Raw genomic sequence first — 12,447 nt, 5'->3', positions numbered from 1 at the left:
GAAGGGTAATTTTTGAATAAATCAATTATGAAGATAGTACAAAAATCTATCAAGTTATTAACACTAGTGGCAATTGCGCTATGTTCTTTTCAAAGTTTTGCTAGTGATTCTGGTAAAAAAGACAACAATCAAAATGATGGTGGTGTGGTTGATACCAAGTCTGAAGTTGATAAATATATTCAACACCACATTCAAGATGCACACGATTTCACGTTATTTTCTTATACAAACGATGCAGGCGAAAGAAAACATGTTGGTTTTCCATTGCCAGTAATCGTATGGACAAGCGAAGGTTTGAAAACGTTCATGTCTTCTAAATTCCATCACGATGATAACGGTGAAGAAATTGTAACTGCTGGAAATGTGAAATTGGCAAAAATTCACGGTAAAATTTATGAATTAGACGCTGGTGCGTCAAAAGTTGATTTTGATGCAGAACATCATGCAACTAATGCGCACAAAGTTTTAGATTTTTCAATCACAAAAAGTGTATTTGGAATTTTAGTGGTTGGCTTTTTAATGTTGTTTTGGTTTATTCGATTGGCAAGACAATACAAGAAAAAAAGTATTCCTACAGGTTTTGGTCGCGCATTGGAACCATTGGTAATTTATGTGCGAGACGAAATTGCACGTCCAAACATTGGAGAAAAACATTATAGAAAATTTACAGGATACTTATTAACGGTGTTCTTCTTTATTTGGTTATTAAACTTGGCAGGATTAACACCGCTTGGTTTTAACGTAACAGGTCAAATTGCGGTTACAGCTGCGTTGGCAATCTTTACATTAATCATTTATACAGCAAGCGGAAACAAACATTACTGGAAACACATGTTGTGGATGGACGGAATTCCAGTATTTGTAAAACCGATTTTGGCAATAATTGAATTAGCTGGAGCATTCCTTATCAAACCTTTTTCCTTATTAATACGTTTGTTTGCAAACATTACAGCAGGTCACATTGTTGTGATGAGTTTGATTGCAATCATGTTTGTGATGAGAGAAAGTTTAGGAACAGTCGGTTCTACAGGATTATCAATAGTATTATCAATATTAATCGCATTAATTGAGGTGTTAGTTGCCTTCTTACAAGCCTATATCTTTACCATGTTATCTGCATTGTTTATCGGTATGGCAGTAGAAGAACACGAGCATCACTAAAAAGAGTTTGTTTAATTATTTAAATCAATTATTATGTACAATTTAATTGGAGCAGGATTAGTAGTAATCGGAGCAGGAATTGGTCTTGGTCAGATTGGTGGAAAAGCAATGGAAGGAATTGCGCGTCAGCCAGAAGCAACAGGAAAAATTCAAACAGCGATGATTATCGTAGCTGCACTTTTAGAAGGTTTAGCATTTGGTGCATTAATCCTTGGAAAAGGAGCTTAATCACAAAGCTATTAAAACAATAAAATAGCTTTCTGTAACGGTTGGTTGCAGAAGCTATTTTACACAAATTGAATAAAAATTAGAAACATACATACATAAAAATGGAAAGTTTATTTAACGATTTTTCACCAGGATTATTCATCATGCAGACCTTCATTCTGTTGATTTTAATCTTCTTAATGGTAAAATTTGCTTGGAAGCCGATTATGAATTCGCTTAACGAAAGAGAATCTGGTATTCAAGCTGCTTTGGATGCTGCTGAAAATGCTAAGAAAGAAATGCAAAACTTGCAGTCTGATAACGAAAAGTTATTAAAAGAAGCGCGTGCAGAAAGAGAAGGAATGTTAAAAGAAGCGCGTGAAATGAAAGATAAGATGATTGCAGACGCAAAAGAAGAAGCACAAGCACAGGCTAGCAAAATGATTGCACAAGCACAAGAAAGCATCCGCAGTGAAAAGCAAGCAGCCTTGGCAGAATTAAAAAACCAAGTAGCAACAATCTCTGTAGAAATTGCAGAAAAAGTTGTACGTGGTGAATTAGAAGATAAAAAGAAGCAATTATCACTAGTAGACAAAATGCTTGGTGATGTTACATTAAACTAATTAGTAATACTATGGCAGGATCTAGAGCAGCAATACGTTACGCAAAAGCAATCTTGGCGCTTGCACAGGAGCAGAATGCAGGTGAAGCTGTGGCTAAAGATATGGATGGCATCGTGAAAACTGTTGCAGGTAGCAAAGAGTTACGAGTGGTGCTCAATAGTCCTATCGTAAAGCAAGAACTAAAAAAAGCAGCATTACAAGATATCTTTAAAAATGGACACTCCATTACAGAAGAGTTTATTAACATACTAATTGATAACAAGCGTGTTAAATTATTAGGTGATGTAGCAGCACAATACGGAATCTTATACGATGCATCTCAAGGAAAAGAAAAAGCAGTAGTTACTACAGCAGTTCCTTTAACAGATGTATTGCGAGATAAAGTATTACAAAAGGTAAAAGACCTTACAGGAAACCAAGTAACCATAGAAAACAAAATCGACGAAAGTATCATTGGTGGATTTATTTTACGCGTGGGCGATTTGCAATACAATGCAAGCATCGCAAACCAATTAAATACACTCAAACGAACTTTCTCTCAAAATTAATAAAACTAAAAGTTAGGACAGATATCTAATATCTAATAGCTAACATCTAAATTTCAAATAAAGATGGCAGAAGTTAAAGCTGCTGAGGTATCAGCAATATTAAAAAAACAACTTTCAGGATTTGAAGCTACAGCTTCATTGGATGAGGTTGGAACTGTACTACAAGTAGGTGATGGTATCGCTCGTGTTTACGGATTAGCTAACGCTCAATACGGAGAATTAGTAGAATTCGAAACAGGCATGGAAGGTATCGTATTGAACCTTGAAGAAGATAACGTTGGTGTGGTATTATTAGGACCTTCTAGAGGAATTAGTGAAGGTGCTACGGTAAAGCGTACACAACGTATTGCTTCAATTAAGGTAGGAGAAGAAATGGTAGGACGTGTAGTGGATACCTTAGGAAACCCAATCGACGGTAAAGGACCTATCGGAGGTAAGTTATACGAAATGCCTTTAGAGCGTAAAGCACCAGGAGTAATCTTCCGTCAACCTGTAAACGAACCATTACAAACAGGAATCAAGTCAATCGACGCGATGATTCCAGTAGGTAGAGGACAACGTGAGTTGGTAATTGGTGACCGTCAAACAGGAAAAACTACCGTTTGTATCGATACGATTTTGAATCAAAAAGAATTCTACGATGCAGGTGAGCCAGTATTCTGTATTTATGTAGCTGTAGGGCAAAAAGCATCTACCGTTGCAAACATTGCAAAAACATTAGAAGATAAAGGCGCTTTAGCGTATACAGTAATTGTAGCGGCTAACGCATCAGACCCTGCGCCAATGCAGGTATATGCACCATTTGCCGGTGCAGCAATCGGAGAGTATTTCCGTGATACAGGTCGTCCTGCATTAATCGTGTATGATGATTTGTCAAAACAAGCGGTTGCGTATCGTGAGGTATCGTTATTATTACGTCGTCCACCAGGACGTGAGGCGTATCCTGGAGACGTTTTCTACTTGCACTCTCGTTTATTAGAGCGTGCTGCAAAAGTAATTGCGGATGATGATATCGCGAAAAACATGAATGATTTACCAGAATCATTAAAGCCAATCGTAAAAGGTGGTGGATCGTTAACAGCGTTACCAATCATTGAAACACAAGCGGGAGACGTATCAGCCTATATTCCAACAAACGTAATTTCGATTACAGATGGACAAATTTTCTTAGAGTCTGACTTATTTAACTCTGGTGTGCGTCCAGCGATTAACGTAGGTATCTCGGTATCGCGTGTAGGAGGTTCGGCTCAGATTAAATCAATGAAAAAAGTTGCAGGTACCTTAAAGCTTGACCAAGCGCAGTTCCGTGAATTAGAAGCCTTTGCGAAATTTGGTTCTGACTTAGATGCAGCGACGTTAAACGTAATTGAAAAAGGAAAGCGTAACGTAGAAATCTTAAAGCAAGCACAAAACGATCCGTATACGGTAGAAGATCAGGTTGCAATTATCTACGCAGGTTCTAAAAACTTATTAAGAGACGTTCCTGTAGAAAAAGTAAAAGAATTCGAAAGAGATTACATCGAATTCCTAAACGCTAAGCACAGAGACGTATTAGACACGCTAAAAGCAGGAAAACTAACAGACGAAGTTACAGACACCTTAACAAAAGTTTGTAAAGAGATGTCTGCGAAATATAACTAATTTAGTTAGAAGTTAAGAAGTTATGAGTTTAGAGTTTGTTTCAAACGCAAGCTCTAAATTCTAAAACTGATAACGAAATAAATGTCATTAGAGGATAGTCCGATACGAAGAAAAAGCTTTGAATTTGCTTGTGAAATTGTAAAATTTTGCGACCAATTAAAAGTAACTAAAGACTACGAACTAGCCTCACAACTACTCAGAAGCGGAACTAGTATTGGAGCCAATACAAGAGAAGCGCAAAGAGGAGTTAGTAAAAAAGATTTTAAACACAAATTTGGGATTGCTCTCAAAGAAGCTGACGAAACAAAGTATTGGTTAGAGATACTACAAGCTACAGGAAGGCAAATACCAGAAGAAATGATGAATAAATGTGAAGAGTTAATTAGAATACTAGTAGCAATACTAAAAAACTCATAACTCAGCACTTTTAACTCATAACTTGAAAAGATGGCAAACTTAAAAGAAATACGTAATAGAATTAGTTCTGTAAAATCAACCATGCAGATTACAAGTGCCATGAAAATGGTATCGGCTGCAAAGTTGAAAAAAGCACAAGACGCTATCACTGCGATGCGTCCGTATGCTAACAAACTAACAGAACTACTACAAAGCTTAAGCGCAACGTTGGATGCAGATAGCGGAAGTAAATTTGCTGCACAGCGCGACGTAAACAAAGTATTACTTGTAGCTATTACATCTAACAGAGGATTGTGTGGTGCGTTTAACACGAATATTATCAAGCAATCAAACAACCTTATCAATAATGTGTACGCTGGAAAGCAAGTAGACGTGTTGACCATTGGTAAAAAAGGAAATGATATTTTATCAAAATCTAACACCATCATTGACAATCACAGTGAGGTATTTGATGATTTAACGTTTGATAATGTCGCAGAAATTGCACAAAAACTAATGGATTTGTTTGAAGCAGGTTCGTACGATAAAATTGAGATTGTATACAACAAATTCAAAAATGCAGCAACACAAATTGTCATGACGGAACAATTTTTACCAATTGTACCAATGGAATCGGATGAGAATGTTCAATTGGATTATATTTTTGAGCCATCAAAAGAAAAAATTGTAGAAGAGTTAATTCCAAAGTCATTAAAAACACAACTATTCAAAGCTATTAGAGACTCTTTTGCAAGTGAGCATGGAGCGCGTATGACAGCGATGCACAAAGCAACAGACAACGCTGCCGAACTAAGAGATTCTTTAACGTTGACGTACAACAAAGCACGTCAGGCAGCCATCACAAACGAAATCTTAGAAATCGTTGGTGGAGCGGAAGCGTTGAATGGCTAAGACATACACTTCGAGTGCCTCAGTGTACTCACAAATAATATACAAAACCTCATGGAAACATGAGGTTTTTTGTTTTCATCGTCTATGATTCGTCATTACCAGGAGGAACGACGAAATAATCTGCCAAAATCACATTTCAGACTCGTATTTGAAACCAACAGATTGCCACAAATTTCCATAAAATTCTTGCCACGATGTTTCAAATAGTTTCCTAACCGTCAAATCAAGTGATATTCTAGAGCATTGAGCGGAGTCGAAATGCAATTTTCATCGAAAAAAACACGTTAAAGAACTAAACAAACTTTTGTAAACCATCATTTCCTATCTTTACAAAAACCGATACAAACTTCATGAACCCAAAATCCCCTTTTATCCTCTTTCTTTTTTGTTGTTTTAGTTTGAATACCTTTTTAAATGCGCAAACTGAAAATGATTCTTTGGCGAAGTATAGTTATGAAGAGTTAGATAAAATCATTTTTAAAAATCAAAGTTCTAATATTCAAAGAAGAGATTTATTTATTGATGAATTTTTAAGTCGAGCAAATAATGATAAAGATACTCTTAAAATAGCTGAAGCTTATTTTTTAAAAGCAGTTTATAGTAGTGATAGCATTGCAATAAGATATTCTGACAGTATAATTAATATTACTAAGAATATAAAAGGACACAAAAAATTCCCAGCTATAGGTTATTATTTTAAGGGATATTGCTTATATATATTTGGAGAAAATCAAAAATCACTTGATAATTTATTGATTGCTTTAAAGTATTTAAAACAGACAAAAAATATAAGGTTAGAATTAGATGTTCGTAATGCTATAGTTAGTTTAAATTCAAATTGGAAAGACAGTGAGAATATTTTAAAATATCAAATAGAAATTGTGGATTTTTTATATTCTTTAAAAGATAAAAATATCCACTATAGAAATAGATATTTAAATGCCCTAAAAAATTTGTCATCAGCATATATTAACACTAATGACCATATTAAAAGCTTATTAAATTCTAAAAAAGGGATAAAAGAAACAATTAATACACTTGATACTCTTAGCTATTATGATTTTATTTCCATGACAGGACAAGCTCAATATTTTCTTAAAAACTACCAAGCAGCTATTGATAGCCTTCAAAAAGCTTTACCATACAGGAATGATCACGGAAAAGCAATGAGTAATTACTATCTAGGCAAAAGCTACGGAAAACTCAACCAACCTGAAAAAGCACACTTTCATTTCCTAAAAACAGATTCTATCTACCAAGTAACCAAAGACATTTTCCCTGAAATGCGAGATGCTTATGAGCATATTATCGAATATTATAAAAGTAAAAATGACGTTCAAAATCAAATAAAATATTATGACCGCTTAATAGAAACAGATAAGATTATTGATTCTACCTATACGTATGTTACAGAAACTATCAACAAAAAATTCGATACACCACAAGCCATTGCCGAACGCAATCGTTTGGTAGAAGAAGCCAAAGCCAAGGAAAGTTCTTGGAAATATAGTTTTGCTGCGATCAGTGCTATTCTGTTGGTCATTTTAGGTGTGTTGGTCGCGGCATTTCGTCGTCAAAAATACTATAAAAGACGTTTTGAAAATATTATGAGCATTGAGCGGAATCGAAATACGCTCAATCAAACAAAAGAAAAAGAAACGTCTAAAAAGAAAGACATTGACGTTCCCGAAGAAATCGTAGAAACCATTTTACAACAATTAGAAGCATTTGAAGCATCTCAAAAATTTACCAAACAAATTTCATTAACGGAACTTGCCAAAAAACTAGGCACCAATCCAAAATATCTGTCGAAAGTCATTAACGGACACTATCAAAAGAATTTCAGCAGCTATATCAACGATTTACGCATCGAATATGTCATTTCCAAACTAAAAGAAGACTCCAAATTCAGAAATTACACTATCAAAGCCATCGCGCAAGAAGCAGGTTTCGGCAATACAGAATCCTTCTCCAAAGCATTTCACAAAACCACAGGAATCAAGCCTTCGTATTTTATCAATCAATTGCAGAAACGGTTGGAGAGTAGTTAGTTTTGAGATGTTAGTATTGAGGATTGAGAAGTTGCAAGGAATACTAAGGAAACGTACAGTAAAAAAATTACTTTTTAAGAGCCAAGAGCCAAGAGCCAAGAGCCAAGAGCCAAGAGCCAAAAAAGTTAAAAGTGATGAGTTAAGAGTTAAGACAAATCCAAAAATAACCAAAAACCCAACACCAAAAACCCAAGACCCAAGATCCAAGATCCAAATCTACAATCGTCAATCAAAAAATCGTACATCAACCTGTAACATTTTCAAAAAACGGTATCTAAAGGGAAAATCAAAAAAACAAACAGTATGAAAACCTTTAGAAAATTAATCGTTTTATTCGCCGTTTTTGTGAGTTGCACCATGCAATCACAAGAAACCGCTTTTCAAGTAGAAGTATCGGGAAAAGGAAATCCTGTATTACTATTTCCTGGCTTTAGCTGTACAGGCGAAGTTTGGGAAGCAACGGTAAAAGAACTTTCCAAAACGCACGAATGTCATGTGTTTACCTTTGCAGGATTCGGAAACGTTCCCGCAATTGAATCGCCTTGGCTAAAAACCATCAAAAACGATATTGCGAACTACGTGAAACGTAAAGATTTGCAAAAACCTACGATTATTGGACACAGTATGGGCGGATCGTTGGCATTGTGGTTGGCTTCAGACAATCCAGAAACCTACAAACAACTCATTATTGTGGACGGATTGGCAAGTATTGGTGCGTTGATGATTCCCGATTTCTCTCCGGAAAAAGTAAGTTATGACAATCCGTTTGCCAAACAACAACTTGCCATGGATGCCGAAGCTTTTCACAAAATGGCAACACAAATGGCAGCCGGAATGACCATGACGAAAGAGAAACAACCACAACTCGTTTCGTGGATGGAGCAAGCAGACCGAAAAACCTACGTAAATGGGTATATTGATCTCATGAAGTTAGATTTACGCAAGGACATTCAAAGTATAAAAATTCCTGTAACCATTATGGCATCCGTAAATTTCTATCCAAAACCACAAGTTGAAAAATTATACACAGAGCAATATCAAAAATTAGCCAATAAAAACATACTATACGTTGAAAATTCGGCACACTTTATTATGTTTGATCAAGCAGATTGGTTTCTGAAAGAAGTTTTGAAGCTAGTGAAGTAGTTGTCAGTTGTCAGTTAAACAAATACACAAATCGACGAAAAACAAAGAACAAAAAACAAAGAACTTGAAAACCCAATTCAACAACATATACCAAAATCATTACGAAAAAGTCTACAGGCTGTGTCTCGGATACGTCAATGGCGACGAGGCACTTGCCAAAGACTTAGCACAAGACACCTTCGTGAAAGTTTGGGAGCATTTGGATCAATTCAAAAACAAATCGAGTATTGGAACGTGGATTTATAGAATTACGGTAAATACATGCTTACTATTCATTCGAAAAAATAAAAAAGGAAGTTACAGTTTACCCGAAATACGGGAAGATGATACAAACGTAGTAGAAGTTGAAAAAGCACACCAAACGCGCTTACAACAAATGTATGCGTGCATCCAAGAGCTAAAAGAAACCGAACGAATCGTTATTTTATTGGTGCTGGAAGGTTTGGCACAAAAAGAAATTGCAGACATCACAGGACATTCACACCAAAACGTTCGCGTGATGGTACACAGAATCAAAGAAAAACTCACAAAATGCGTCACTCATGGAATTTAAAGACATACAAAACACCTGGCAACAACAATCGGAACAAACAAACATTCCCGACTTTACGCCAACACAACAAAAACTACAAAAAATCCGTAAAGAACAACGAATCACACAATTCATTCTTGGCATTACAGGAATCGTCTTAATCGCCTTTTTCTTTTATATTTCCGCCTACAAATTTAGCGGAACGCTTTTAGGAATGTCGTTGCTTATTGGCGTAATTATCATTCGTGTTTGGATTGAAGTTAAAAGTCGTCAAACGCTGCGAAAAATCAATGTACTACTTTCGTTAGAAGACTTCAAAGCGCAGCTCATATCTTACTATGAAAACCGCAAAAAATTAGCCTTTACAACCATTCCAATCTTGTTAATTGTGTACAATATTGGTGTCGGAATCATGATGTATTACTTTTATCAATATATTTCCAGAGGATTTTTCTATTACATCGTCATCTCGTATGCGGTTTCATTTGTAGTTTTATTTTATTTCATCCGAAAGCAAGTATTACAAGAATTAAAAACCTTAAAAAGTTTGCAAGAAGCTTAAATTCAGTGAACTTTTTAGTACTTTGGAATTGTCATGAAAAATAATTTTGCTTGAGATGATTTGAGAGTCAAGAGTCAGGATTCAAGATTCAAGAACTATGAGCGAATAGCAAAAAACAAATCGACAAATAACGAAAAACAAACAACAAATTGACAAAAAACATTCTCTACATAGTATTAACAATAAGTTTTCTAAGCTGTTCTTCGCAACAGCAAACACCTATGAAACTGCAAGAAAAAGCACCGTTCACTATCGTTTCTGCTTTCGCACAACCGTGGACAGGCGGACAACCTGATAGCGGAAGCGGAATCAATGTGCAAATGACCATTCAAAATCTTAACAAAAAAGACATTCAGCTACTCGATTTCTATTTCAGAGGAAACCAAACCAAACTGGAAGACATTTCAACCAACAACAACGGTTTATACATTGCGCGTTACCTCAAACAAGCCGAAAAAGAGGTCGTTTTACATAAAGATTCTCAAAAAGAAGCCCAAAACGAACCACCAACATTACAACCAACACTTCCGTTTCAACTTAAAGATAACGAAGGAGTGATTAGTTATATCGAAAACGGAATCATCAAGTATTACAAACTTGAAAATATCCTCGAAAAATTTCCAAACTTTTACCCAAGTGCGCCACAGCATAAGCAGTAATTAGCCTTTCATTATTGAGCCTTTTAATAAAATGCACTTTCTTTTGTGAAGCCTGTGCTGAACTTGATTCAGTATCTTTGGCGAACAAAGAAATCGAAGATTCATGAATACCTTTAAAATAAAAATGACATGAACTAAAATGAAAGTAGAAATCTAAATTTTGGTATTTTTTCAATCTTTAAAAGGAAAAGTAAATTTTATTAGAATTAAGCTTTAGAACAATAAAAATCCTTTTGGCATTACCCAAAGAAATCAATACATTTAAGGCGTAAACAATTCATTCCTTGAGCGCACTAAAAAAGTTCTTTAAAGACACGATCATTTATGGAATCGCCGCGATTTTGCCGCGAGCTATCAATATTGGTTTGGTGAGATTGCATACAGATGCCTTTGGTTCTGAGCGATACGCGGTCAACACAGAATATTATGTATATGCCGCGTACTTAAATGCACTTTTGACGTATGGAATGGAAACGGCATTTTTTCGCTTCTTCAGTAAAGAACAAGAAAAAGGAAAAATCATTTCTACGTCGTTTATAAGTTTGCTATTTACCACGCTAATTTTCCTAACCTTAGGGTTAAGTTTTTCATCTCAAATCACACATTTCTTTGGCTTTGAAAAAGAAATCTATGTTAACATCTTAGTTTGGACGGTATTTTTAGACACTATAGTGGTCATTCCGTTTGCCTATTTGCGTGTCACGAATCGTCCTATTCGTTTTGCGGGAATCAAAATAGCCAATATTGTATTTTTGGCAATCTTAAATATTCTATTTCTATGGGCGATTCCCAACGGAATCATTTCTAAAGGAATTTTGCCCGATGCACTTAATTTCTATATAAAAGGTGAACCGCAAGTTATTTACATATTTTTAGCGAATGTCTTTGCGAGTGTATTAACGCTATTATTACTATTACCGAATATTCTCAAAATCAAATGGACATTTGATAAACAAGTACTTCGAAAACTGCTCATCTACGGAATACCAATCATGATTGGAAGTTTGGCGTATGTAACCAACGAAAACATTGACAAGCTCTTTTTGGGCGATATGATTGGAAAATCGGAAATGGGAAAATACGCTGCTTGTTACAAACTCGGAGTGTTTATGACGCTTTACATTACCGCATTCCGATTGGGTGCAGAACCGTTCTTTTTCAATCATGCCAAAGAAAAAAACGCCAAAAACAACTATGCAACCATTCTAAAATGGTTTACAATTTTGGGTGCGGTATTCATGCTCGTGGTTGTCGCATACGTAGATCTCTTTGCGAGCGTGCTCATACGACAAGAAGAATACTTAGATGCTTTAGCCATTGTGCCAATTATTCTCTTAGCAAATCTCTGTTTGGGAATCTATAACAATCTATCCATCTGGTACAAACTTACGGACAAAACCAAATACGGCATGTATATCTCTATCTTTGGTGCGATTGTGACAATTCTATTCAACATCATTATGATTGATAAAATCGGATTCATGGCTTCTGCGTGGGCAACGTTAGTCGCGTATGGAAGCATGATGGTCATTTCGTATATCATCGGACAAAAACATTACAAAGTACCGTACAACATCAAACAAATTGCAGGATATATCATTTTAGCGGCAATACTATCGCTAGTATCATTCTATGATGGTTTTCGAGGAAATTATATCATTGCAACTGCATTAGTTTTAGTATTTTTGACAGTTGTATACATCGTAGAACAAAAAGAACTAAAACGATTATTGCGAAAAGGTCCATAACTTGGAAGATTTTAGTAGTGAGAGATGAACCCAAACGTCACTTCGAGTGAATTTGCGGCTCATTGAGCCTGTCGAAATGAAGCAATTTTGTATCGAGAAGTACTATGAAACTCAAAATGTAAAATCTAAAAATATATTTCAATAAGAAACCACAAAAAACGAATAACAAACAACAAAAAAACAATTTTTAAGAGCCAAGAGCCAAGAGCCAAAAAAGTTAAAAAGTGATGAGTTAAGAGTTAAGACGAATACACAAAAAAC

General features: G+C 35.5%; 13 protein-coding genes. All 13 read left to right on the top strand.

What is annotated here, in order from left to right:
- Positions 1-27: 27 nt before the first annotated feature.
- The 13 genes from atpB (at position 28) to C8N46_RS12930 (ending at position 12,186) form a co-directional block, all read left to right on the top strand.
- Positions 28-1,161 carry a F0F1 ATP synthase subunit A gene (atpB, locus tag C8N46_RS12995; protein WP_108115344.1) on the top strand — a complete coding sequence of 378 codons (1,134 nt, stop codon included), beginning with the start codon at positions 28-30 and terminating at the stop codon, positions 1,159-1,161.
- Positions 1,162-1,194: 33 nt separating this feature from the next.
- Positions 1,195-1,389: an ATP synthase F0 subunit C gene (gene atpE / locus C8N46_RS12990; protein ID WP_108115343.1), complete on the top strand. Its 195-nt coding sequence runs from the start codon at positions 1,195-1,197 to the stop codon at positions 1,387-1,389.
- 101 nt (positions 1,390-1,490) lie between these two features.
- Positions 1,491-1,991: a F0F1 ATP synthase subunit B gene (locus C8N46_RS12985; protein WP_108115342.1), complete on the top strand. Its 501-nt coding sequence runs from the start codon at positions 1,491-1,493 to the stop codon at positions 1,989-1,991.
- Between the two features lie 11 nt (positions 1,992-2,002).
- Positions 2,003-2,539: an ATP synthase F1 subunit delta gene (atpH, locus tag C8N46_RS12980; RefSeq protein WP_108115341.1), complete on the top strand. Its 537-nt coding sequence runs from the start codon at positions 2,003-2,005 to the stop codon at positions 2,537-2,539.
- Positions 2,540-2,602: 63 nt separating this feature from the next.
- Complete coding sequence (gene atpA / locus C8N46_RS12975; protein WP_108115340.1) at positions 2,603-4,180, top strand: F0F1 ATP synthase subunit alpha; 1,578 nt, start codon at positions 2,603-2,605, stop codon at positions 4,178-4,180.
- Between the two features lie 81 nt (positions 4,181-4,261).
- Positions 4,262-4,597: a four helix bundle protein gene (locus C8N46_RS12970; protein ID WP_108115339.1), complete on the top strand. Its 336-nt coding sequence runs from the start codon at positions 4,262-4,264 to the stop codon at positions 4,595-4,597.
- A gap of 30 nt (positions 4,598-4,627) precedes the next feature.
- The gene (atpG, locus tag C8N46_RS12965) at positions 4,628-5,488 is read left to right on the top strand and encodes an ATP synthase F1 subunit gamma (protein WP_108115338.1); all 861 of its coding nucleotides are present in this window, start codon (positions 4,628-4,630) and stop codon (positions 5,486-5,488) included.
- 953 nt (positions 5,489-6,441) lie between these two features.
- Positions 6,442-7,539, top strand: coding sequence for a helix-turn-helix domain-containing protein (locus C8N46_RS20505; protein ID WP_158269145.1), 1,098 nt, complete (start codon positions 6,442-6,444; stop codon positions 7,537-7,539).
- 303 nt (positions 7,540-7,842) lie between these two features.
- A complete protein-coding gene (locus C8N46_RS12950; RefSeq protein WP_108115335.1) occupies positions 7,843-8,685 on the top strand; it encodes an alpha/beta fold hydrolase in 843 nt (280 codons plus the stop codon).
- A gap of 64 nt (positions 8,686-8,749) precedes the next feature.
- Positions 8,750-9,238 carry an RNA polymerase sigma factor gene (locus C8N46_RS12945; protein WP_108115607.1) on the top strand — a complete coding sequence of 163 codons (489 nt, stop codon included), beginning with the start codon at positions 8,750-8,752 and terminating at the stop codon, positions 9,236-9,238.
- The gene (locus C8N46_RS12940) at positions 9,228-9,779 is read left to right on the top strand and encodes a hypothetical protein (protein WP_108115334.1); all 552 of its coding nucleotides are present in this window, start codon (positions 9,228-9,230) and stop codon (positions 9,777-9,779) included. Before C8N46_RS12945 ends, C8N46_RS12940 begins: the two co-directional genes overlap by 11 nt.
- 221 nt (positions 9,780-10,000) lie before the next feature.
- Positions 10,001-10,438 (top strand): hypothetical protein, encoded by a 438-nt coding sequence (locus C8N46_RS12935; protein WP_108115333.1) that lies wholly within the window; start codon positions 10,001-10,003, stop codon positions 10,436-10,438.
- A 284-nt stretch (positions 10,439-10,722) separates the two neighbouring features.
- Complete coding sequence (locus C8N46_RS12930; protein WP_108115332.1) at positions 10,723-12,186, top strand: MATE family efflux transporter; 1,464 nt, start codon at positions 10,723-10,725, stop codon at positions 12,184-12,186.
- Positions 12,187-12,447 lie beyond the last annotated feature (261 nt).

This window comes from Kordia periserrulae (genome assembly GCF_003054265.1).
GTDB classification, from domain to species: Bacteria; Bacteroidota; Bacteroidia; order Flavobacteriales; family Flavobacteriaceae; genus Kordia; species Kordia periserrulae.
The sequence above is the reverse complement of the archived record's forward strand: the minus strand, read 5'-3'. Positions and strand labels throughout refer to the sequence as shown.